Origin of the sequence: uncultured Pseudokineococcus sp., from assembly GCF_947495735.1 — a bacterium.
Taxonomy (GTDB): Bacteria; Actinomycetota; Actinomycetes; order Actinomycetales; family Quadrisphaeraceae; genus Pseudokineococcus.
This window is the reverse complement of the sequence record NZ_CANMAA010000002.1, coordinates 51,397-73,256: the sequence shown is the minus strand read 5'-3', so window position 1 is coordinate 73,256 and position 21,860 is coordinate 51,397. Positions and strand designations below refer to the sequence as shown.

At 77.4% G+C, this 21,860-nt stretch carries 20 protein-coding genes; 10 read left to right on the top strand and 10 right to left on the bottom strand.

Annotation, left to right across the window (positions count from 1 at the left end; genetic code table 11):
* Positions 1-25: 25 nt before the first annotated feature.
* Genes Q0848_RS03265 through fabG form a run of 3 tightly spaced genes read right to left on the bottom strand, consistent with a single transcriptional unit; the run spans position 26 to position 2,096 of the window.
* Positions 26-571, bottom strand: a complete 546-nt coding sequence (locus tag Q0848_RS03265; protein WP_299034734.1) for a GNAT family N-acetyltransferase — start codon at positions 569-571, stop codon at positions 26-28.
* The gene (locus tag Q0848_RS03260; protein ID WP_299034731.1) at positions 568-1,338 is read right to left on the bottom strand and encodes a TIGR03086 family metal-binding protein; all 771 of its coding nucleotides are present in this window, start codon (positions 1,336-1,338) and stop codon (positions 568-570) included. Before Q0848_RS03260 ends, Q0848_RS03265 begins: the two co-directional genes overlap by 4 nt.
* Positions 1,335-2,096 (bottom strand): 3-oxoacyl-ACP reductase FabG, encoded by a 762-nt coding sequence (fabG, locus tag Q0848_RS03255; protein ID WP_299034728.1) that lies wholly within the window; start codon positions 2,094-2,096, stop codon positions 1,335-1,337. Before fabG ends, Q0848_RS03260 begins: the two co-directional genes overlap by 4 nt.
* 232 nt (positions 2,097-2,328) lie before the next feature.
* On the opposite strand from fabG, the gene Q0848_RS03250 reads away from it, so the two are divergent.
* On the top strand, positions 2,329-3,420 hold the full coding sequence (locus Q0848_RS03250) for an NAD-dependent epimerase/dehydratase family protein (RefSeq protein WP_299034725.1): 1,092 nt from the start codon (positions 2,329-2,331) through the stop codon (positions 3,418-3,420).
* A gap of 56 nt (positions 3,421-3,476) precedes the next feature.
* Here the strand turns inward: Q0848_RS03250 and Q0848_RS03245 are convergent, their stop codons facing one another.
* A complete protein-coding gene (locus Q0848_RS03245) occupies positions 3,477-5,657 on the bottom strand; it encodes an ATP-dependent DNA helicase RecQ (RefSeq protein WP_299034722.1) in 2,181 nt (726 codons plus the stop codon).
* 210 nt (positions 5,658-5,867) lie between these two features.
* On the opposite strand from Q0848_RS03245, the gene Q0848_RS03240 reads away from it, so the two are divergent.
* Positions 5,868-6,845 (top strand): NAD-dependent epimerase/dehydratase family protein, encoded by a 978-nt coding sequence (locus Q0848_RS03240; RefSeq protein ID WP_299034719.1) that lies wholly within the window; start codon positions 5,868-5,870, stop codon positions 6,843-6,845.
* 54 nt (positions 6,846-6,899) lie between these two features.
* On the opposite strand, the gene Q0848_RS03235 is transcribed toward Q0848_RS03240, so the two are convergent.
* Positions 6,900-7,508 carry a hypothetical protein gene (locus Q0848_RS03235; RefSeq protein WP_299034716.1) on the bottom strand — a complete coding sequence of 203 codons (609 nt, stop codon included), beginning with the start codon at positions 7,506-7,508 and terminating at the stop codon, positions 6,900-6,902.
* Positions 7,505-9,301 carry a PHP domain-containing protein gene (locus Q0848_RS03230; protein WP_366146388.1) on the bottom strand — a complete coding sequence of 599 codons (1,797 nt, stop codon included), beginning with the start codon at positions 9,299-9,301 and terminating at the stop codon, positions 7,505-7,507. Before Q0848_RS03230 ends, Q0848_RS03235 begins: the two co-directional genes overlap by 4 nt.
* Before the next feature lie 474 nt (positions 9,302-9,775).
* On the opposite strand from Q0848_RS03230, the gene Q0848_RS03225 reads away from it, so the two are divergent.
* The 4 genes from Q0848_RS03225 (at position 9,776) to Q0848_RS03210 (ending at position 13,197) form a co-directional block, all read left to right on the top strand.
* Positions 9,776-10,855, top strand: a complete 1,080-nt coding sequence (locus Q0848_RS03225; protein WP_366146404.1) for an iron ABC transporter permease — start codon at positions 9,776-9,778, stop codon at positions 10,853-10,855.
* A 34-nt stretch (positions 10,856-10,889) separates the two neighbouring features.
* Positions 10,890-11,957: an ABC transporter substrate-binding protein gene (locus Q0848_RS03220; RefSeq protein WP_299034708.1), complete on the top strand. Its 1,068-nt coding sequence runs from the start codon at positions 10,890-10,892 to the stop codon at positions 11,955-11,957.
* A 41-nt stretch (positions 11,958-11,998) separates the two neighbouring features.
* Positions 11,999-12,727 carry an ABC transporter ATP-binding protein gene (locus Q0848_RS03215; protein ID WP_366146403.1) on the top strand — a complete coding sequence of 243 codons (729 nt, stop codon included), beginning with the start codon at positions 11,999-12,001 and terminating at the stop codon, positions 12,725-12,727.
* 101 nt (positions 12,728-12,828) lie between these two features.
* Entirely contained in the window at positions 12,829-13,197 is a 369-nt protein-coding gene (locus tag Q0848_RS03210; protein ID WP_299034702.1) for a VOC family protein, read from the top strand.
* Between the two features lie 521 nt (positions 13,198-13,718).
* Here the strand turns inward: Q0848_RS03210 and Q0848_RS03205 are convergent.
* Entirely contained in the window at positions 13,719-14,252 is a 534-nt protein-coding gene (locus Q0848_RS03205) for a GNAT family N-acetyltransferase (RefSeq protein ID WP_299034699.1), read from the bottom strand.
* An 82-nt stretch (positions 14,253-14,334) separates the two neighbouring features.
* Positions 14,335-15,198 (bottom strand): ABC transporter permease, encoded by an 864-nt coding sequence (locus Q0848_RS03200; protein ID WP_299034696.1) that lies wholly within the window; start codon positions 15,196-15,198, stop codon positions 14,335-14,337.
* Positions 15,199-15,269: 71 nt separating this feature from the next.
* Between Q0848_RS03200 and Q0848_RS03195 the strand changes: the two genes are divergently transcribed.
* Together Q0848_RS03195 and Q0848_RS03190 are read left to right on the top strand one after the other, a co-directional pair.
* Positions 15,270-16,223, top strand: a complete 954-nt coding sequence (locus Q0848_RS03195; RefSeq protein ID WP_299034693.1) for an ABC transporter permease — start codon at positions 15,270-15,272, stop codon at positions 16,221-16,223.
* Between the two features lie 138 nt (positions 16,224-16,361).
* Positions 16,362-17,462 carry an alcohol dehydrogenase catalytic domain-containing protein gene (locus tag Q0848_RS03190; RefSeq protein ID WP_299034690.1) on the top strand — a complete coding sequence of 367 codons (1,101 nt, stop codon included), beginning with the start codon at positions 16,362-16,364 and terminating at the stop codon, positions 17,460-17,462.
* A 123-nt stretch (positions 17,463-17,585) separates the two neighbouring features.
* Here Q0848_RS03190 and Q0848_RS03185 read toward each other — a convergent pair whose 3' ends face one another.
* A complete protein-coding gene (locus Q0848_RS03185; RefSeq protein WP_299034687.1) occupies positions 17,586-18,434 on the bottom strand; it encodes a spermidine synthase in 849 nt (282 codons plus the stop codon).
* Between the two features lie 142 nt (positions 18,435-18,576).
* Here Q0848_RS03185 and Q0848_RS03180 point away from each other — a divergent pair, with 142 nt between their 5' ends.
* Positions 18,577-20,214 (top strand): ATP-binding protein, encoded by a 1,638-nt coding sequence (locus tag Q0848_RS03180; protein WP_299034684.1) that lies wholly within the window; start codon positions 18,577-18,579, stop codon positions 20,212-20,214.
* Between the two features lie 4 nt (positions 20,215-20,218).
* On the opposite strand, the gene arfB is transcribed toward Q0848_RS03180, so the two are convergent.
* Entirely contained in the window at positions 20,219-20,695 is a 477-nt protein-coding gene (arfB, locus tag Q0848_RS03175) for an alternative ribosome rescue aminoacyl-tRNA hydrolase ArfB (RefSeq protein ID WP_299034682.1), read from the bottom strand.
* A gap of 180 nt (positions 20,696-20,875) precedes the next feature.
* Here arfB and Q0848_RS03170 point away from each other — a divergent pair, with 180 nt between their 5' ends.
* Positions 20,876-21,853: a site-specific tyrosine recombinase XerD gene (locus Q0848_RS03170; protein WP_366146402.1), complete on the top strand. Its 978-nt coding sequence runs from the start codon at positions 20,876-20,878 to the stop codon at positions 21,851-21,853.
* The last annotated feature ends 7 nt before the right edge of the window (positions 21,854-21,860 follow it).

The following is a 21,860-nucleotide window of genomic DNA, read 5'->3' as shown; positions in this document are numbered from 1 at the left end:
TCGGCGGGGAGGTCCTCGGGAGTGGTCAGTCGTCGAGGACCCGCTGGAAGAGGTCGTGGTCGCGCCAGCGACCGGCGATGCGCAGGTAGCGCGGGGCGTGGCCGATGCGCTCGAAGCCGTTGCGGGCCAGCACCGCCTGGGAGCGCGCGTTGTCCGGCAGGGTGCTCGCCTCGAGGCGGTGCAGACCGAGCTCCTCGCCGGCCAGGCGCACAGCCAGCGCGACGGCGGCGGTCGCGACGCCCCGGCCGCCGGCGTGCTCGGAGACCCAGTAGCCGAGGGAGGCGGACTGGAGGGCGCCCTGCACCACGTCGTTGACGGTCAGCCGGCCGACGACCTCGCCGTGCTTCAGGACGACGAGGGGCACGGTGCGGCCCGCGGCGTGCCGCTCCAGGGCTCCCTCGAGCGCACGGCGCTGCACGTCCACGGTGTAGAAGTCCTCGTCGCGCTCCGGCTCGTACGGCGCCAGGAAGTCGCGGTTGGACACCGCCAGCGCGGTCAGCACCGCGGCGTCCTCCGGCGCGACGAGGCGCAGGGCCACCTCCGCCGCGCCGCGGTCGTCCAGGGCGGTCACGCCCGACGGCCGACGAGGCCCAGGAGCTGGGCCTGCGGGTCGGCGGACTCGGTGTCCTGCGGCGTGCCGAAGCGCCCGGAGTCGGCGAGCAGCCGCTGGTGGCTGCGCACCCAGCCCAGGCAGTGCTCCGCGCACGCGGTGTCCAGGCGCTCGTCGACGTCGGCGCCCGCCACCGCGAGGGCGCGGCGGACGTCCCAGGCGTGCACCACGAGGTCGAGGAGCAGGCGCTCGGCCAGCTCGGACGCCGGGGCGTCCTCCCCGGCGATCACCACCCGCGCGTCCTCGGGCGCCGTGGCCCAGGCGACGGTCGAGGCCGCGACGAGCGCGCGCCAGGTCGGCCGCGGGTCCGGCCCGAGCGGGTCGCCGTCCGGGGCGAGCCGGGACGGCCCGCGGCCGAGCAGGGCCGGCACGCGCCCGTGCTGCGCCGCGACGTGCCCGACGACGGCGCGGACGTCCCAGCCGCTCGACGGCGTGGGCAGGCCCCACCCGTCGTGCCGGGCCGCGGCGTCCACGGCCGCGGTGAAGCCGCGCAGGGCGTCCGGGAGCAGCGCCCTCGCCGAGGCCGAGGCCGGCGTCCGCTCGTCGCCGGAGGTGGCCACGAGCGGCGCGGCGGCCGGGTCCACCGCCCCGCGCGAGGTCGTCGCGGTGGCGCTCAGCGGGGCGGCCGCCGGGTCCACCGGGCCCCGGGCGGTGGGTCCGGTGGCGCTGAGGGGGGCGGCCGCCGGGTCGGCCGCGCCCCCGGTCGACTCCGCGGCGTCCTGGCTCACAGGGTCTGGCCCCCGTCCACGTAGAGCGTCTGGCCGGTGACGAAGGAGGCCTCGTCGGAGGCGAGGAACGCCACGGCCTCCGCGATGTCCTCCGGCTGGCCGATGCGCCCCGCGGGCGTGCGCTCGGCGACCGCCTCGCGGTAGGCCTCCGGCGTCATCCCGAGCCGCCGGGCGGTGGCGTCGGTCATGTCGCTCTGGACGAAGCCGGGGGCCACGGCGTTGGCGGTGACGCCGAAGCGCCCGAGCTCGACGGCGAGCGTGCGCGTGAAGCCCTGCAGGCCCATCTTGGCGGCCGAGTAGTTGGCCTGGCCCCGGCTGCCCAGGGCGCTGACGCTCGAGAGGCTGATGATCCGGCCTCTCCCCTGGGCGACCATCGGCGCCTGCACGGCGCGGGAGACGAGGAACGCGCCGCGCAGGTGCACGGCCATCACCACGTCCCAGTCCTGCTCGCTCATCTTGAACAGCAGGTTGTCGCGCGTCACGCCCGCGTTGTTGACGGCGACGTCCACGCCGCCGAGCTCGTCGACCACGCGCTGGACGCCGCGGGCCACGGCGTCGGCGTCGGTGACGTCGACCGCCAGCCCCAGGGCGCGCGCCCCGGTGCTGCGGAGGTCGGCCGCCGTCGCCTCGGCGCGCTCCCCGTCGAGGTCCAGCAGCGCGACCGCCGCCCCGCCGGCGGCCAGCCGCGCCCCGATGGCCGCGCCGATGCCGCGACCGCCGCCGGTGACGACCGCCACCCTGTCCTGCACGCCTGCCATGACCTCTCCCTGCTCCGTCGCGGGTCGCTGCGTGTGCGGTGGTCGGGCGCCCGGGGGCGCGCGACCGCCGCCGTGCACGCTATCCGGGGCCCCGACCCGTGCTGGTGCCCGTGCTGGTGCCCGTGCCGGTGCGGCGCGGGCGCCCGGACGGGTGGCCGTCCCCGCGCCGCCGGGGGTCCCCGTCGTGCGTGTCCTGGTGGTCCCGCGGCGCCGGAGCCCGCAGGGTGGGGTCATGAAGGTCCTCGTCACAGGCGCCAGCGGCAACCTCGGGACCGCGCTCCGGCGCCGGCTGGAGCGCGAGGAGGACGTCGAGGTCGTCGGCCTGGTGCGCCGTCCACCCCGGCAGGCCGGTGGCGTGCGGTGGGTGGAGGCCGACCTCGCCTCGCCGGCGTCCGTGCCGGTGCTGGAGCGCGAGCTCGCCGACGCCGACGCCGTGGTGCACCTCGCGTGGCTGCTGCAGCCCAGCCACGACGAGGCGGTGCTGCGCGCCGCCAACGTCGACGGCACGCGGCGCGTGGCCACGGCCGCCGCCGCGGCGGGCGTCCACCTCGTGCACGCCTCGTCGGTGGGCACCTACGCGCCCCGGGCGACACCCGTGCCCGACGGCGCCGCGGGGGAGGGGGCGGACCCGCGCGACGCCGTCGGCGAGGACTGGCCGACCACCGGCATCGAGTCCTCCTCCTACAGCCGGCACAAGGTGGCCGCGGAGCGGGTGCTCGACGAGGTCCAGCGCGCGCACCCCGACGCGCGCATCGCCCGGATGCGTCCCGGCCTGGTGCTCCAGGCCGACGCCGGGTCCGAGATCGGGCGCTACTTCATCGGGGCGCTCCTGCCGCTCTCGCTCGTGCGGCGCGTGGTCCTGCCCGTGCTGCCGCTGCCGGAGGAGATCGTCTTCCAGGTCGTGCACGCCGACGACGTCGCCGAGGCGGTGCTCCGCATGCTCCGCACGCGGGCGCAGGGACCCTTCAACCTCGTGACCTCGCCGGTCGTCGACCGCATGGACGTCGCGGCGGCCCTGCGCGTGCAGCGCGTGCCCCGCCTGCCGGTGGGCGTCCTGCGCGCCCTCGCGGCGGCGACCTGGCGCGCCCGGCTGCAGCCGACCGAGGCGGGCTGGGTCGACCTGCTCACCCAGGTGCCCCTGCTCTCCTCGGCGCTCGCCCGGCACGAGCTCGGGTGGGAGCCGCGCGTGCCCTCCCAGGAGGCGCTCGTCGAGCTCGTCGACGCCCTGGGCCGCGGGCACGGCGCGGCGACGCCGCCGCTGCGACCGCGCGGGCTGCTCAGCGCCCGCAAGCCCCCCAGCGAGGGGTCCCTCGGCGGGGGGTGAGGTCTCGACCGGCGCGGCGCAGCCCTCGCGAGCTGCCGCGGCCGGTGCGGGACGGCTCACCCCACGACCGCCAGGGCGAACGGCAGCACCTGGACGCCGGCCCGTCGGAGCTGGCGGCCGGCGACGGTCATCGTCCAGCGCGTGTCCACGACGTCGTCGACGAGCAGGACCGGTCCGTCGCTGCCCGCGGGCAGCTGGGCCACGAGCTCGTCGGCCTCGCCGAAGGCGCCCCACACGCCGGCCAGCCGGAAGGCGCTGTTGCCCGAGCCCGCCCGCGCCGGCGGGTGCCCCGGCGTCGCCGGCAGCACACCGAGGTAGGGCAGCCGCCCCAGCTCGGCGAGACCCGTGGCCAGGCTCTGCACGAGCGTCGGGCGCTTCTGCGAGGGCATCGCCACCACCGCGACCGGACGCCGCGCCCAGTCCCAGGCGGCGAGGACGGGGATGCACGCCTGCAGCACGTCCGGGGGGACGGCGACGTCGCGCACCCGCTCGGGGTCGCCCGAGACGTCCCCGAGCAGGTCGCGCAGGCGCGAGCCCCAGCCGAGGTCGCTGGTGCGGGCGAGTGCTCGGCCCGTCCCGACCTGCTCGTCCGCGGAGATCTTCCCCTTGACGGGCACGCCGAGCCGGTCTGCCCCGGTGGGCCACTGGGCGCGTGCGTCGAGGGTGGTGCCCGCCTTCCGCAGGGCGGCGGAGGCCGCCTCACGGGCGTCGTCAGGCAGGTCGACGGGGTACCAGGGACCGGCGCAGCGGTCGCACCGGCCGCAGGGCGCCGCCGTGGCGTCGTCGAGGGCCTCCTGGAGGAAGGCCATGCGGCACTCGGGGGTGCGCTCGTAGGCGACCATCGACTCCTGCTCGGCGGTGCGCGTCGCCGCCACCTGGGCGTAGCGGTCGGCGTCGTAGACCCACGGCCGCCCGGTGGCCGTCCACCCGCCGCGCACGCGCTCGACGGCGCCGTCGACGGCCAGCACCTTCAGCAGCAGCTCCAGGCGGGTGCGCCGGACGTCGGCGACGGCCTCGAGCGCGGCCGCGCTGACGGGGCGCTGGGCACCCTCCAGGGCGTCGAGCACCGCGGTGGCGTCCTCCTGCCGCGGCATGCTGGCCGTGGCGAAGTACGACCACACCGCGCGGTCCTCGCGCCCCGGCAGCAGGAGGACGTCGGCCCGCTCGACCGCGCGCCCCGCACGGCCCACCTGCTGGTAGTAGCTCACCGGCGAGGACGGCGCCCCGAGGTGGACGACGAAGCCCAGGTCGGGCTTGTCGAAGCCCATGCCGAGCGCCGACGTGGCGACGAGGGCCTTGACGCGGTTCTCCCGCAGCGCCGCCTCCGCCTCGCGGCGGTCGGCGTCGTCGGTGCGCCCGGTGTAGGCGAGGACCTCGTGGCCGGACGCGCGCAGGGCCGCGGCGGTGTCCTCGGCCGCGGCCACCGTGAGCGTGTAGACGATGCCGGAGCCCGGCAGGTCGGGCAGGTGCGCGGCCAGCCAGGCCAGCCGCGCGGCGTCGTCGGGCAGGTCGAGCACGCCCAGGCGCAGCGAGTCGCGGGCGAGCGGGCCGCGGACGGTGAGCACCTCCACCGGCTGGGAGCTGCCCGGCGCCGGCGCGGACAGCTGCTCGGCGACGTCGGCCACGACCCGCTCGTTGGCGGTCGCGGTGGTGGCGAGCACCGGGGTGCCCTCGGGCAGACGGCCGAGCAGGTCACGGATGCGCCGGTAGTCGGGGCGGAAGTCGTGGCCCCAGTCGGAGATGCAGTGCGCCTCGTCGACGACGAGCAGGCCCGTGCGCGCCAGGAGGTCCGGCAGCACCTGCTCGGCGAAGGCCGGGTTCACCAGCCGCTCGGGGGAGATGAGCAGGACGTCGACCTCGTCGGCTGCGAGCGCCTGCAGCGCCAGGTCGTTCTCGTGCGCCGTGGCGGAGCTGATCTCCACCGCCCGGACGCCCGCGCGGGCGGCCGCGGCGACCTGGTCGCGCATCAGGGCCAGCAGCGGGGAGACCAGCAGCGTCGGACCGGCACCGCGGGCGCGCAGCAGCGCGGTGGAGACGAAGTAGACGGCCGACTTGCCCCAGCCGGTGCGCTGGACGACGAGAGCGCGCGCCCGCCGGTCGACCAGCGCCTCGACCGCCTCGCCCTGGCCGTCCCGCAGGACGGCGTCGTCGCGGCCGACGAGGCGCCGCAGGACCTCGGCCGCGGCGTCGGCCGTGCTGGCGGTGCTGGGGGAGGGGGCGACGACGGGGGTGTCCACGACGGCGACGCTACGGGCCGCCGCCGACGGCCCGCTGCGCTCGTCCCCAGGCGGCCGTCGTGCCGCTCCGACGGCACGGGCAGCCCTCGGACGTGACCCGCCGCGCGGCGGGCGAGAGGTGCGGCGACCGTCCCGCGGGCACGGCTGCCGGGGCGTTCGCCGAGCGCGGACGAGCGGGAGGACCCGGCCCGGAGGGGGCAGGGTCGGCGCATGAGGCTCCTGGTGCTGGGTGGGACGCGCTTCGTCGGCCGCGCCGTGGTGGCCGACGCGCTCGCGCGGGGCTGGGACGTCACGGCCCTGCACCGCGGCGTGACCGGGCAGCTGCCGCCGGAGGTCACGGTGCTGCACGCCGACCGCACCGACGGCGCGGCGCTCGAGGCCGCGCTGGCCGGCGCGCGATGGGACGGCGTGGTCGACACCTGGTCCGGCGCACCGAGGGTCGCCACCGACGCCGCTCGGCTGCTCGCCGGGCGGGTGGAGCGGTGCGCCTACGTCTCCAGCGGGTCGGTGTACCGGTGGGGCCAGCACGTCGACGAGACCTCGCCGCTCGTCGACGGCGACCCCCGCGCCGAGACGGGTGACTACCCGGCGCTCGAGCGAGGCGCCGAGCTCGGTGTCCGGCAGGTGTTCCCCGAGGCGCTGCTCGCCCGCGCGGGTCTGGTCCTGGGGCCGCACGAGGACATCGGGCGCCTGCCGTGGTGGCTGAGCCGCATCGCTCGGGGCGGGCGGGTCGTGGCGCCGGGACGCCCGGGACGACCCCTGCAGCACGTCGACGCCCGCGACCTCGCCGCCTTCCTGCTCACCGGCCTGGTCGAGGGGGTCCGCGGTCCGGTCGACGTCATCAGCCGGTCTGGCCACACCACGACAGCCGGTCTCCTGCAGGCCTGCGTCGAGGCCACCGGGTCCGACGCCGAGCTGGTGTGGGTCGGCGAGGAGGACCTCGCGGCCGCCGGCGCCGAGCCGTGGACGCACCTGCCGTGCTGGGTGCCCGAGCGCGGCGACTTCGCGGGCTTCCTGGAGGCCGACACCACCCGCGCCGCTCGCTCCGGCCTGGTGTGCCGCCCCGTCGAGGACACCGTCGCCGACACCTGGGCGTGGATGCAGGAGGAGCCGCTGCCGCCGCAGCGCCCGGACCGCGCCACCCACGGCCTGCCCGGGGGGATCGAGCGCGACCTGCTCCGCGGCTGAGGGTCTCGGTGCTCAACCCCGAGGCGCTGCGGCGTGCGCACGCGGGCGCCGTGGTCAGTGGTTGCTGCAGCAGGCGTGCTGGACGGGGGGCTCGAACGGCACCCAGCGCCCCCCGCGGGAGGGCTGGACGTCGAGGACCATCCGCCCGCCGGCCAGGCGCGGCCGGACGTGGTCGCGGGTGTCCAGCTCGGCGTCGTCGGGGACGACCAGGCCCCCGAGGCCCACGAGCGCCTCGACGGCGCCGGAGCGCAGGACCTCGGCGACGGGCAGGACGCCGAGGAGGACGTCGAGGCCCGGGTAGCGCGCCACCCGGTCCGCGTCCCCGGCCGCGGCCCGGCGGGCGACCTCCTCGCCGGGACCGGTCGCGCCGGCGGCCGCCGCCACCGCTGCGGCGACCTGCTCGGGCAGCGGTTCGGCGGTGAGCACGACGAGCCCGAGGTGCTGGGGCGGCCCGGGGACGAGGGTGCTCGCCACGAGGGCGCCCACGGGGAAGCCCGCCACCTGCGCCACGCGGGCGGCGGCGTGGTCGACCTCGGCCGGGGTGCGCAGGTGCGGCGTGGCCAGACCCAGGACGTGGCGCGGACCTGGCGTCGCGGGCGCGACCGCGGCGGCGGCCCCCGTCGAGGTGGAGGCCGCCGCCGCGGTGGTGGGGGTCGTGGTCATCGGCTGCCGCGCGTGCGGCCCTCGGGCACCACGAAGACCGGGTTCGTGTAGAACCACAGGTCCTCCCACGGGTCGGCGTCGCCCTCGACGTCCAGGGCGGGGCCCTGCGGGTCGATCGAGGCCCCGTAGATGCCGACCTGGGAGCGCTTGCCGTCGGTGCCGCGGAAGCGGACGTAGAACGGGCCGCCGACGTCGCGCACGGTGTGCGTGAAGGTGGCCGTGCCGCCCCGGGCCCGCACGCCGGTGGTGTCGAAGGACTCGACGACGCGGGTGCTGGGCGTGGTGAAGACGTCCCGGTCGGTGACCGCGCCGGTGACCTGCCCGAGGACCAGGTCCACCCGGGCGAGCTCGGGGCGGAAGGTCGCGTAGTTGGGCCCCGAGGCGAGGGCGACCGTGATGCTCACCTCGACGTCGTCGCCCTGCCGCACGCGCAGCGAGCCGCCGAGCGTGGACTCGCGCGAGGTCGCCGACAGCGCGCGCACGCGCACGTCGACGCCGTCGACGAGGCCGCCGTGGTCGACCCACACGCGGCCGTCGCGCATGGCCGACATCACCTGCCGGTAGCCGCCGCGCGCGACGCCGACGTGGGTGCGGCTGTAGTAGCCGGGCCAGAAGTCACCGCGGCCGGTCTGGATCTGGCCGCCGTAGACGGGGTCGCTGTAGAGGCCGTCGACCTCGAAGACGCGCCCGTCCGGGCCGGTGGCGTTCCGGTCGTTGCCGGTCGGGTTGACCGACCAGTCGCCGTAGTTGGAGTGGCTGTCGGAGTTGGCGGTGACCCACCAGGGCAGGCCCTCGGCCAGCAGGCTGTCCCACAGGCCGCCGACGGTGGAGGTCATCCAGTCGAAGCCGCCCCAGGTGCGGTAGCTCTCCAGGGGGTAGCCGGCGAAGGAGTCCGCGCGGGGGGAGTTGCCGTAGTAGCCGCGCGCCGAGCCGGGCCCGAGGGAGTCGGTGGGGATGCCGGCGGCCTGGTGCCCGGGGGCGCCCTCCATGCCGATGGCGATGCGCCCGGGGGCGTCGCGCCAGCCCCGGATCTCGTGGGGGGAGTCGATGCCGTTGCGGGCCGGGTGGTTGGCCAGCATCAGCGCGTCCGGGGTGCGCCCGTCGCTGACCTGGCGGGCGAGGAAGGTCAGCCCGGCGACGGCGAGGGCCTCGTCCGCGCTCGCCCGCTGCACGACGCCGTCGTAGCCCTGCTCGAACTGCTGCAGGACGGAGACCTCGTGCGGCCCGGGGGCGACGAAGACGGTGCCGTGCTCGGCGGCGGGGATGTTCCACTCCAGGCCCTGGAACACGAGCATGTCGGGGTTGTCCTGGCGGGCCTCGCGCACGTCGGGGTTGGTCTTCTCGACGCCGATCCGGGAGTGCGTCTCGCCGCCGTGGTCGGTGATGACCATCCAGTCCAGGCCGTACTGGCCGGCGGCGCGGACCTGGTCGCTGACCCGGTACATCCCGTCGGGGCTGTACTGGGTGTGGATGTGGTGGTCGCCGGCGAGCCACTGGTACCGGGTGCCCCGGCGGTCGCCGGCGGGGGCGCCGGCCGCCGCGGCCGGGCTCGCGCCGGCGGCCGCGCCGAACGCCGACAGCCCGGCGCCCAGGAGGCCCGCGCCGCGCAGGACCCCGCGACGGCTCAGCGCACCGGGGCTCAGCTCGGCGTCGGGGACGGACAGGTCCACGGCCTCGCCGAGGATCCCGCCCTCCACAGCCGTTGCCTCGTGCGTGTGCGGGTGAGTATGGTTCTCAGCAAGGTGGTCGTGGCCGTGCGTGTGGCCGTGAGCGCCGTGGTGTGCACCGGTCATCGGGGTCTCCGTTCGTGCGACGGCCCAGGTCCAGGCGGCCTGGGGCCGGGGGTCGGCGGCATCGGTGCTCCTCCCGGAACGAGTGCCGCGACCACTCTGGAGCGGGCGGGTGACGAGGGCGCAGAACTCCGGTGAACACCGTCCGCGGCACGAGCTCCGGGCGCCACCGGCCGTCCGCGACGCGGGCCCGCCCGGTGGCCGCCCTCCCGCGTCCTCGTCACCGCCCCTTCACGGGCGGTTCACCTCGCGGTCCCTCGTGGTGTCGGTCGCGCCGGGCTCGGCGGCATACGGTCCGGGCATGGATGGACGCCCGACGACCCCGCGCGACCGCGAGAGGCCCGCCGGGTCCCTCGTCGAGCCCGTTGCGTCGACGCGCGCGACCACCCCCTCGTGAGCGCGCCGGCGCCGGCCCACGACCTGTCGCTCGACGTCCCCTCCGCGGCAGGTCCGCTCGGGGACCACCCGGCGCGCCCCGTGCCGCGCCGTCGCAGCCGGGGAGGCGACCCGCTCGGGCTGCGGGCTCGTCAGCGGCGGCACGCGCTGGTCCTGTGGGGTCTCGCCGTCCTGCTGCTGCTCAGCGCGCTCGTCGCGGCCGGGCTGGGCGCGGTGGCCGTGCCCCCGGCCACGACGGCCGCGGTGGTGGGCCACCAGCTGCTCGGGTGGCCGGTCGAACCCACCTGGTCGGTGCAGGAGCAGGCCGTGGTCTGGGACGTCCGGGCTCCCCGGGTGCTGCTGGCGGCTGCGGTCGGCGCCGGTCTCGCGGTCTGCGGGACGGCCCTGCAGGCGATGGTCCGCAACGTGCTCGCCGACCCCTACGTCCTGGGCGTGAACTCGGGCGCGAGCCTGGGCGCTGCAGCCGCGATCCTGCTCGGCGCGCTGGCCGGAGCCGGACAGCTCGCCCTGCCCGCCGCTGCGTTCGCCGGTGCTCTGGGCGCGTCGGTGCTGGTGCTGGTGGTGGCGCGCGGATCAGGGGTGGTGACGTCCCTGCGGCTGCTCCTGGCCGGCGTCGGGGTCGGGTACGCGCTGTCGGCGGCGACCAGCTTCCTGGTCTTCGCCTCCGGCTCGGCCGAGGGCGCCCGCTCGGTGATGTTCTGGCTGCTGGGCTCGCTGGCCCTCGCGGGCTGGGGCCTGCCGCTGGCGGTCGTGCTGGTCGTCAGCGCCCTCACCGCGGCGGTGCTGCTCCTGCTCGGGCCGAGGCTGGACGCCCTGGCCATCGGGGACGAGACGGCGCAGGCCCTGGGCGTGGTGCCGGCCGTCCTGAGGGTCCAGCTCGTCGTCCTCGTGTCGCTGTGCGTGGGCGTCCTCGTGGCGTCCTCGGGGTCCATCGGCTTCGTCGGGCTCGTGGTGCCCCACCTCGCGCGGCGCCTGGTGGGAGCCGCGCACCGCCGGCTCGTGCCCGCGTCGGCGCTCCTCGGGGCCGTGCTGCTGATCTGGTCGGACCTGGCGGCCCGCACCGTCCTGGCGCCGCAGGAGCTGCCCATCGGCATCGTCACGGCCCTGGTCGGCGCCCCCTTCCTGCTGCACCTGGTGCGCCGCCACCACGCCACCACCTGACCCCGAGCCGCCGCGCTCCCCACGGAGGACCCACGTGCCCGCTCCTGCTCGACGCGCCCCTGCTCGGCGTGCGCCCGCCCGACGCTCCCCGGTCTCGCCCGTCGTCGCCTCGGCGACGGCGCTGCTCGTCCTGACCGCCTGCGCGCCCACCGCCGCGGGACCGGGCACCGGCGCGTCTGCGACGGCCGCGGCGCCGGGCTTCCCGCTCGTCGTCGAGAACTGCGGTGTCGAGGTGGAGCTGGAGGCGCCGCCCGAGCGGATGGTGCTCCTGGGCAGCTCCTGGGTGCCCTACCTCGCCGAGCTCGGCGCCCTGGACCGCGCCGTCGCCCGAGCGGGCGCCTTCCCGCCGGCGTACTACGACGAGGACGTCCTCGCCGCCCTCGAGGACGTCCCGCTGCTCGGCGACGACCTCGACAGCGGCGGGCACCTGCACATCTCCCGCGAGGCCGTCATCGCCCAGGCCCCCGACCTCGTCCTCGGCGACGCCGACACCGTCGACCGGGCCTCCCTGGCCGGCGCCGGCATCCCGATGCTGGAGGAGCCGACGCGGTGCGCGACCGCGCCCCGGGAGGCCTCCTTCGCCGACATCACCGACCAGCTGCCCCGCTACGGCGACGTCCTCGGGACGCCGGAGGTCGCCGAGGAGGCCGGCGCGGCGCTGGAGCGACGGCTGGAGGAGATCACCACCGCGGCGGCGCAGCAGGGCTCGGCCGAGCCCCGGACGGCGGCCGTGCTCTACCCGACCGTCGGGGGCGGGACGACCTACGCCTACGGCACCGCGAGCATGGCCCACCCGCAGCTGGAGGGCGCGGGCCTGCGCAACGTCTTCGCCGACGTCCCCGAGCGGGTCTTCGAGGTCAGCCCCGAGGAGCTCGTCGCGCGCGACCCCGACGTGCTCGTCCTGCTGCACTCCGACGGCGCCCCCGGCCCGGTCGCCGAGGCCGTGCAGCAGCTGCCGGGCGCCTCGGCCATCACCGCCGTGCGCGAGGACGAGGTGCTCGTCCAGCTGTTCAACTTCACCGAGCCCCCCACCCCGCTGGCGCTGGAGGGGCTCGATCGCATCGTCGACCGGTTCGGCGCCCCGGCGCAGGGCCGGAGGTGATCAGCGCCCGCGACCTGCACGTCGGCTACGGGGCGGACCCCGTGCTCCGCGGCGTCGACCTGCACGCCGCCGACGGGCGGGTCCTGGGCCTGCTCGGTCCGAACGGCAGCGGCAAGACGACCCTGCTGCGCGCCCTGTACGGAGCCCTGGTCCCCGACCGCGGCAGCGTGCGGGTCGACGGCGAGGACCTGTCTGCGCTGTCCGCCCGGCAGGTCGCCCGGCGCATGGCCGTCGTCGTCCAGGAGCACGGGGACCACGTGCCCATGCTGGTCGCCGACGCCGTCCTGCTCGGGCGCACGCCCCACCACCGGGGCCTGGGGGGACGCACCGAGGCCGACGTCGAGGCCGTCACCGAGGCCCTGGAGCGCGTCGGCGCGCTGCACCTGGCCGGCCGCCGCGTCGGGGACCTGTCCGGCGGGGAGCGGCAGCGGGTGCTCATCGCCCGTGCGCTGGCGCAGGCCACGCCGCACCTCCTGCTCGACGAGCCCACGAACCACCTCGACGTCAGGTACCAGCACGAGCTGCTCCACCTGCTCCGCGGCCTGGGGGCGACGGTGGTCGTCGTCCTGCACGACCTCGCCCTGGCCGCTCGCTACTGCGACGACGCCCTGCTGCTCCACCAGGGGCGCGTCGCCGCCGTCGGAGGGGCGTCGGACGTCCTCGTCCCCGAGGTGCTGGAGGACGTCTACCGGATGCGCGTCCGGAGGGCCGACGACGAGCACGGCCCGCACCTGACGTTCTCCCTCCCCGGGCTCGCCTCCCCGCCGTGAGGGTCGGCGCCCCAGCGACGTGGTCGGCGGGGGCGCTCTCGTCGCCCGTGGCTCAGGGCGCGAGCTCCGCAGAAGGCGCACGTCCCTGCGATCCTGCGGCCGTGGACGTCTCCAGCGTGACCGTCGGCCTGCCGGTGAGCGACCTCGTCCGAGCGATCGGCTGGTACGAGCGCGCACTGGAGCTGGGTGGTCCCGACCTCGAGCCCGCTGACGACGTGGTCGAGCTCCAGGTGGGGCCGTCGTGGCTGCAGCTGGGGCAGGAGCCGACGGCCCGCTCCGGTGCTGAGGTCGTCGTGCGGCTCGGGGTGCCGGACGCGGCCGGCGAGCGTGAGCGCCTCCTCGGGCTCGGCATCGCCGCCGGACCGCTGGAGCACGTCGAGGGAGTGGTGGACTACTTCACCTTCTCCGACCCGGACGGCAACCGGCTCAGCATCTACTCGATGCCGGACGGGCCTGCGGAGGCGAGGTAGCCGCCGTCGGTGGCCGCGGGGACGCCGACGAGCGACCTCGACGGGGACGCGCACGGGTGCGCCCCTCCCTGCTGTCCCGGTGAGCGGCCCCGTCAGGCTCTCGGCACCGGGCCTCCAGACCGCTCGGCTCCGCCTCGAGCCGCTGGGGGTGGCGCACGCCGAGGAGGCGGCCCTCGCCTTCGCCGACCCCGTGCTGCACCGTCACATCGGCGGGCGCCACGGCGCTGGTCGCCCACGTCCACCCGGGTGACGTCACCTCAGCCGTCACCGCTCACCGCCTCGGCATGACCCCGACCCCGGTCCTCCTCGACGGCGAGGTCGAGTGGCGCGGCGGTCTCGGGCGGCCGCTCGCTGGACGGACCCCTGCGGGACGGCCTCGCCGGTGGGCGCGGAAGCCGTCGACCACGCTGCCTCACCCTCACGGAGGGCGGGCCTGCGCAGGGCACCGCCCCCGAGTCGGAGCGTGGTGCGTCGACCGGGAGCCCGTCCCTGGTCCGACCTCCCACGTCCGAGGCCGGCGGTCAGCCCGGCAGGCGGTACCGGACCTCGTCGACGGCGTTCTCGGGCACCGCGCCGATGCCCGGCCGGCGCTGCGTGCGTCGTCGTCCGTCGGGCCGCCAGCCCTGCCGCTCGGAGAGGCCCCGCGCTCGCGCGTCGCCCTCCAGGGTCCGCAGGACGGGCGCTCCGGCACCGGTTCCGGCTCCGGCTCGGAGGTGGGACAGCGCAGCGTCCAGGAGGCGGCGGCGGAGGCCCGCACCCCACGCGCTCGGCAGCACGGAGAGGGGGTGGACGGCGCCGACCGCGTCGGCGGCGTCCTCGTCCGAGCAGGGCCCGAAGGCGCAGGAGCCGTCGACGCGGCCGGCGGCGGCGTCGTGGACGAGCACCCCGCTCCTGTGCGCCGCGGCCTCGCGCCACCGCTCCTCGCGGTCGTCCGCCGACAGCACGTCGAGAAGGGCCTGCGGGACCAGGTGCCGGTAGGCGGCCCGCCACCTGGCGACGTGGACCTCGGCGATCTGCCGGGCGTCGGAGGGCGCGTCTCGGAGGGGATCGGCCACGCCCGGCATCAGGCAGGAGAGCCTCCTGCCGTGGGGGAGCTCGCCGCGTCGACCTCCGGACGGTCGCGCCCGCAGCACGGCCTCAGCCGTGCGGTGACCGGCGCAGGCCCTCGCCGAGGAGGACGAAGCCCAGGACGGCGGCGACGAGGAACAGGCCAGGGAAGACCAGCAGGTGCGGGGCCTGGGCGAGCCGGTCCTGGGCCTGGAGGAGCAGGATCCCCCACGACTGGGTGGGGCGGGCGAGGCCGACGCCGGCGAAGGTGAGGATCGCCTCGGCGGCGATGACGACGCCGGCGTAGGCGCTCGCGAAGACGACGAGCGGCCGCACGGCGTTGGGCACGACGTGGCGGGTGACCAGGTGCCAGGGCCCAGCTCCCAGGGCGCGGGCGGCGGCGACGTGGTCGCGCTCCCGGGTCTGCTGGACCGAGGCCCGCATGACGCGGACCATCGGGGGCCAGGAGAAGGCGACCAGGACGAGGGCGACCTGGGGCAGGCCCCGGGCGTCGGAGGCGCTGAGCAGGACGATCCCGCCGAGGATGAGCGGGATGCCGGACCAGACGTCGGTCAGCCGGGACAGGACGGCGTCGAGCGGCCCGCCCGCGAAGCCGGCGACCGTCCCGACGACCAGGGCGATCAGGCCCGTGCCGAGCACGACCACCACGGCCAGCACCAGGGAGGCGCGGGTGCCGTGGACCACCTGGGCGGCGTAGTCGCAGCCGAAGACGTCGAAGCCGAACGGGTGCGCCCAGGACGGGGCCTGGACGGACCGCGACAGGTCGCAGTCCTCGGGGTCGGCGCCGGCGAAGGCGCCCGGTGCGACGGCGACGGCGGTCAGCGCGCTCAGCAGCACCACCGCCACGACGAGCTGGGCGCTGGGGCGGCCCCGCCGCCGCGGCGTCGGCGCCTCGGTCTCGGGGAGGGCCAGCGGGGCGGTGCCTGCGGTCACCCGGCAGAACCTGTCTCACCGGATGCGCCGTGTCGACCCCTCCACGCGGATCGGCGGGGCACAGTGGCCCCGTGGTGGCCTTCCTCGTGCGCCGGGGCGTGCAGATGCTGCTCAGCCTGTGGGCGGCGCTGACCCTGGTCTTCGTCGCCGTCACGCAGCTGCCCGGCGACCCCGTGCGGGCGCTGTTCGGGTTCACCCCGCCACCACCGGAGATCTACGCGGCCATCGAGGCCCAGTTCCACCTGGACGAGCCCCTGCTGGTCCAGTACCTGCTGTACCTGGGCGACGTGGTCACCGGCGACCTCGGCCGGGCGTTCCCGCTGGACCCCTACGGCGACGCCGGCGCCGGACCGCTGGTCTCCGAGACGGTCCTGGCCACCGCCCCGGTCAGCGCGGTCATCGTCCTCGGCGCCCTGCTCGTGCAGTCGGTGGTGGGCGTCGTCGCCGGGGCGCTGGCCACCTCGGGGCGCCAGCTCGGCGCCGGCGTCTACACCGTCTCGCTGCTGCTGGTCTCCACCCCGGTGCTGGTGGCGGCGTACCTGCTGCGCACCGTGCTCGGCGTCGAGCTCGGCTGGTTCCCGCTGACCGGGGCCGGCGGTGGGCCGCTGACGTACGTGCTGCCGGTGCTGGCGCTGGCGGCGCTGTCGACCGGGTACGTCGCGCTGCTGACGCGCGCCGAGCTCACCGAGACCCTCGCCTCCCCGTTCGTCCACGCCGCCCGCGCCCGAGGGCTGCGGACCCGGCGGATCGTGGCCGTCCACGCCCTCAAGCCCGCGCTGATCCCGGTGGTGACCTTCGTGGCCGCGAACGTCAGCCAGCTGTTCGTCGGCCTGCTCGTCGTCGAGGGGATCTTCGGGATGCCCGGCCTGGGCGGGACCCTGTTCGAGGCCATCCGCGACCGCGACCGCAGCCTGCTCGTGGGCCTGGTCACCGTCGTCATGGCCACCGTCATCGTCGCCAACGCCGTCGCGGACGTCGCCGCCGCGGCCCTGGACCCGCGCATCACCCTCGCCCCCCGGACCTGACCGACCACCACCTGCCGACGACCTCGCCGAGGGGCTCGTCGGCCGTCGCGGTGCTGCGGTCCGGCCCCGGGGGAGGGCCGCCAGCAGGACGCCGGCGACGAGCGTCCGGCCCCGGTGCCGACTTGTAGCGTGCAGGTCGTGCGAGCTCTGGTGCTGCGGCAGTTCGGGGTCGAGCCGGCCGTGGAGGAGGTGCCCGCCCCCCGGCCCCCGGACGACGGCGTCGTGCTGAGGGTCGGCGCGAGCGGCCTGTGCCGCAGCGACTGGCACGCCTACGCGGGCCACGACCCCGACGTCGTCCTCCCGCAGGTGCTCGGCCACGAGCTCGCCGGCGTCGTCGAGCGCGTCGGCCCCGACGTCACCCGCTGGCGCCCCGGTGACCGGGTCACGACGCCGTTCGTCTGCGGCTGCGGGCGCTGCGACACCTGTCGCGGCGGGAACCCGCAGGTCTGCCCCCACCAGCGCCAGCCCGGGTTCACCGACGACGGGTCGCTGGCCGAGCTGGTCGCCCTGCACCACGCCGACGCCAACCTCGTCGCCCTGCCCCCGGTGGAGGACGGCGGGCCGACCGACGTCGCCGCAGCCGCTCTCGGCTGCCGCACCGCGACGGCGCACCGGGCCCTGGCGCAGCGTGCCGCCCTGCGCCCCGGCGAGAGCGTCGTGGTGCTCGGCTGCGGGGGCGTCGGCCTGTCCGCCGTCGCGCTCGCGAGGGCGCTGGGGGCGGGCGTCGTCGTGGCGGTCGACGTCTCCGGCGCGGCCCTGGAGCGGGCGCGCGAGCTGGGCGCCGACGTGGTCGTGCAGGCGGGCCTCGACGACGGCGGAGCCCGACCCGGTGGCGCGGAGGGAGACCCCGTCGTCGCCGCGGTGCACGAGGCGACCGGCGGGGGCGCTGCGGTCGCCGTCGAGGCCCTCGGGTCGACGAGGACTCTCGCGCAGGGCCTCTGGTCGCTGGAGCGGCGGGGACGGCTGGTCCAGGTGGGCCTGCTGCCCCCGGGGCCGGACGGCACGGGGCGTCCGCGGGTGGCGATGGAGCGCGTCATCAGCCACGAGCTGGACGTCCTGGGCAGCCACGGCATGGCCGCTGCGGACTACCCCGGCCTGCTGGCCCTCGTGGCCTCCGGCGCCCTGCGCCCCGCGGAGCTCGTGGGCGAGGTGCTCCCGCTGGCCGAGGCCGGCCGGGCGCTCGTCGACCTGCCCACGCGGGCGGGTGCGGGTGTCCTCGTCGTGGAGCCCTGGCGCTGAGGACCTCTCGGCGCTGAGGACGGCCACGGGCTCCTCGCCGAGGCGTGCGGGTGGAAGCCTGCCGATGCGCCTGGAGGCGCTGCCGGACGGCGAGCAGCCGCCGAGGTGCGCCGCTGGCGCGGGTCAGGCCCCGGCGGGTGCCTCGTCGTCCGCGGGTGCCGGGTCGTGCTCCGGCCGGGCGCCGGCGACGAGGTCGACGAGCGCGTCGCCGTCCACCCAGCGCGTGGGGACGGGCGCGCGGGCCGCGCGGCGCACCAGCCGGTCGGCGGGCAGGGGCGCCGGGGAGGCGACGACGACCGCGTTCGCGTAGCGCCGCCCGCGCAGCAGGCCCGTCTCGGCGAGCAGGCCGACGTGCTCGAAGACCCCTGCCGTCGTGGCGATCTCGCGGCGCAGCTTCGCCAGCGGCGGACGGTCGGCGACGTTGGCCAGGTACGTGCCGTCGGACCTCAGCACGCGCGCCGCGTCGCGCACGAACTCGGTCGTGCGGACGTGCCGCGGGGTGACGTCCTTCGCGAAGACGTCGCGGACGACCGAGTCGGCGCTCGCGTCGCGCCGTGTCGCCAGCCGCTCGCGGGCGTCGCCCACCTGCAGGCGCAGCGCGGGGGAGCGCGGCAGGTCGAACCACTCGCGCACCAGGCGGGCGAGGTCCTCGTCCACCTCCACGGCGATCTGCCGCGACCCCGGGCGCGTGGCGTCGACGTAGCGGGCGAGCGCGCAGCCGGCGGCGCCGAGGTGGACGACGTCGAGCGGCGCGCCCGCGGGGTCGCGCTCGTCGAGGACGTCGGCCATCCACCGCAGGTACTCGAACTCCAGGACGGTCGGGTCGCCCGTGTGGACCGAGGAGCTGGCCACCCCGTTGACGAACACGGTCCAGGCGTCCTCGTCGCTGCCGCTGCGGGCCAGCTCGACGACTCCGCTGGCGGTGGACCAGGTCCCGGGCTCGGGACGGCGGGGCTGGCGGTCGCGGGGCACCGGACCACCCTGGCCGAGCGGGTCCCGGGCCGCGCGGCGGCCCGCGCGAGCGCCCCGGGGGCGAGGCGACGGCGCGAGCACGGGCGGGTGGACGGCGGGAAAGCTCGGGACACCCCACCGGCCTCCGCTCTAGCGTCACGCCGTGACCTCCTCCAGCGCTGCGCCCGGGCCTGACGACCTGCGCGAGGACGACTCCCCGAGCTCCACGTCCGACGGTGGGCGCCTGTCCGAGCAGGAGCGGGAGGAGGCCAGGGCCCTCGCGCGGGCGTTCGACCGCCTCGCCGACTGGGCCGGAGCGCGCCAGCAGGCGGCCAGGACGAGCCCGGTGACCGAGCGGCTGCGGGCGCACGTGGCGCCGCAGGACAGGGCCCGGTCCGTCGTCAGCCGCCAGCTGCCCGTCTTCCAGCACGTCAACGTCCAGGTCGCCCTCGACGCCTGGCGCGTCGAGCCGGGGCGCGACGTGGTCGTGGAGGGCGTCGCGACGCCACCGCACTACAGCGGCGTGGACCTGCACCAGATGCTGCACGGGGACGACCTGCCGCCGCTGCGGCTCGTGGCACCCGACCTGGTGGACCTGCCCTCGGGGCCGGGCGGGCGCACGACCGCGTGCTGGCGCGGCGCGCTGCTGCTGGTCACCGACGCCCGGGGCCGCTGGGTCCTGCGCGTCCGCGGGCCCGAGGCGCACGAGCCGCCGTCGCTGCAGCTCGAGGTCGCCGGCCTCGAGACCGCGGCGGCGCAGGCGGTCCTCGACGAGGTGGAGGCGCTGCGCTCGCGGCTCGACGTCTACCGGGGCCAGGTCGTCGAGCTGGTGCCGGGCGACATGGGCGGCGCCGAGCTCCGCTTCGCCGACCTCCCGCCGACCCGACGGGAGGACGTCGTGCTCCCCGAGGAGGTGCTGCGGCGCATCGAGCGGCACAGCATCGAGGTGGCGCGCCACCGGACGGCGCTGCGGGAGGCCGGTCAGCACCTCAAGCGGGGCCTCCTGCTGCACGGGCCGCCCGGGACGGGGAAGACCCACACGACCCGGTACGTCGTCCAGCACGTGCCGGACGCCACGGTCCTCCTGCTCGCGGGGCGCGCCCTCGGCCTCGTCGGCGAGGTGTCCTCGCTCGCGCGAGACCTCGCGCCCTCCGTGGTGGTCCTGGAGGACGTCGACCTCGTGGCGGAGGAGCGCAGCCACGGCGGGAGCGGTCCGGTGCTCTTCGAGCTGCTCGACGCGATGGACGGGGCCGCCGCCGACGCCGACCTGCTCTTCCTGCTGACCACCAACCGCGCCGACCTCCTCGAGCCGGCGCTGGCGGCGCGCCCCGGTCGCGTGGACGTGGCGGTCGAGGTCGGCCTCCCCGACGCCGAGGGGCGTCGTCGCCTGCTGGACCTCTACGCCGCGGGCGTCCCGACGTCGTTCACCGAGGGCGACCTCGCGGGCGCTGTCGCGCGGATGGAAGGGGTCACCGCGTCCTTCGTCAAGGAGCTGCTGCGCCGCGCGGTGCTCGAGGCGCTCGAGGAGACACCCGGCGCGGTGCGCGAGGTCACCGGTGCCCACCTGCAGCGGGCCCTCGACGACCTGCTCGACAGCACCCAGTCGGTCACCCGCGCCCTGCTCGGCGTGCCGGCGGACCAGACCGCGCCGCCCGAGCTCCACGCACCGGAGGAGTCGTTCGCGTGGGTGGCCGGCGGTGGCGGACGGGGCCGCCTCTACGCCGACTACCTCGGCGGCGACGACCAGGACGGTGACCGGCGCGGCGGCGGGGACGACGACGGGGACGCGGAGGTCCGCTAGCGCCTCACCCGTCGTCGGGCCTGCGGCGCAGCGCCTTCGTCCGTCCGCGGGCGGTCTTGGCGTCCGTGCGACGTGCCCGCGCGCGCCGGGACGGCGTCTTCTCGCGGCGGGGCGGGGGCGGCGGCCGCAGCCCCTCGGCGACGAGGGCCCTCAGACGCTCCCGGGCGCTCGAGCGGTTGCGCCGCTGCTCGCGGTGCTCGGAGGCCCGGACCACCAGGGCTCCGTCGACCAGCCGGGATCCCAGACGCTCCAGGACCCGCTCGCGCTGGGGCGCCGACAGCGCCCGGGAGCGCTCGGGGGACCACCGCAGCTCCACGGCCGAGTCCGTGGTGTTCACGCCCTGCCCGCCGGGCCCACCGGCCCGGCTGAACCGCCAGCCCAGCTCCGCGGACGGCAGCACCACGCCGCGCGTGACGCGCAGGTCGCCGGCGGGGTCACCGCCGGAGCCCCCCGCGAGGGCCGGGGCGGTGGGCTCGGGCACCGGCACAGGATGCCCGTCACCCGGGCGAGCCGCAGAGCCCTGCCCGACCGCACCTCGCCGCTCGCGTCCCGGGGCGCGCCGGGCGCGAGCCGTACCGTGGGCGCCGTGCAGGCACCGGCGGACGGCGCAGACCCGTCGCCCGCCGTGCCCGCCGTGCCCGCCGTGCCCGCCGTGCCCGCCGTGCCGCCTCGGCCTCCCAGCGCGGTCGACGACGCCGTCGAGACCTACCTGCAGCACCTGCGCGTCGAGCGGGGCCTGTCCGACAACACCCTCGCCGCCTACCGCCGCGACCTCGCCCGGTACGCGGACTTCCTCGCCGGGCACGGGCGTAGGCGCCCCGAGGCCGTCGAGCCCGGCGACATCAGCGCCTTCGCCGTCGCGCTGGGCACGGGCGGGGACGGGCGCGCGGTCCTGACGGCCAGCTCCAGCAAGCGGGCGGTCGTGGCCGTCCGCGGGCTGCACCGCTTCCTCGCCGAGGAGGGGCTCACGCCCGCGGACCCCTCGCGCGAGGTGCGGCCCCCGGCCGAGCCCCGCCGGCTGCCCAAGGCGATCGGCGTCGCCGAGGTCGGGCGGCTCCTGGACGCCGCCGCGGTGGGCGACGGCCCGACGGCCCTGCGCGACCGCGCGCTGCTCGAGCTGCTCTACGGCTCGGGCGCGCGCATCTCCGAGGTGGTGGCCCTGGACGTCGACGACCTCGTGGACGTCCTCGGGGAGAACGGGACGGCGGACGCCGACGGCCCACCGCCCGAGGGCCTCCTGAGGCTTCGGGGCAAGGGCGACAAGGAGCGCGTCGTCCCGCTCGGGCGCTACGCCCGGGCGGCGCTGGACGCCTACCTCGTGCGGGGGCGGCCCGCTCTGGCGGCGGGCGGGCGCGGCGGCCCGGCCCTCTTCCTCGGTGCGCGCGGGCAGCGGTTCTCGCGGCAGAGCGCCTGGGCGGTACTCCACGCCGCGGGGGAGCGGGCGCAGCTGCCGAGCGCGGTCTCCCCGCACACCCTGCGGCACTCCTTCGCCACCCACCTGCTCGAGGGCGGCGCCGACGTGCGGGTCGTCCAGGAGCTGCTCGGGCACGCCTCGGTGACGACGACGCAGGCCTACACGCTGGTCACGGCCGACGCGCTGCGCGAGGTGTTCGCCGCTGCCCACCCGCGAGCGCGCTGAGGCGTCC

What these genes read in the sequence shown, in the direction of transcription:
- Q0848_RS03250 (WP_299034725.1), top strand. Translation starts at nt 2,329, where the DNA reads ATGAAGGTCCTCGTCACAGGCGCCAGCGGCAACCTCGGGACCGCGCTC.
- Q0848_RS03235 (WP_299034716.1), bottom strand. Translation starts at nt 7,508, where the DNA reads ATGACCACGACCCCCACCACCGCGGCGGCGGCCTCCACCTCGACGGGG.
- Q0848_RS03230 (WP_366146388.1), bottom strand. Translation starts at nt 9,301, where the DNA reads ATGACCGGTGCACACCACGGCGCTCACGGCCACACGCACGGCCACGAC.
- fabG (WP_299034728.1), bottom strand. Translation starts at nt 2,096, where the DNA reads ATGGCAGGCGTGCAGGACAGGGTGGCGGTCGTCACCGGCGGCGGTCGC.
- Q0848_RS03240 (WP_299034719.1), top strand. Translation starts at nt 5,868, where the DNA reads ATGAGGCTCCTGGTGCTGGGTGGGACGCGCTTCGTCGGCCGCGCCGTG.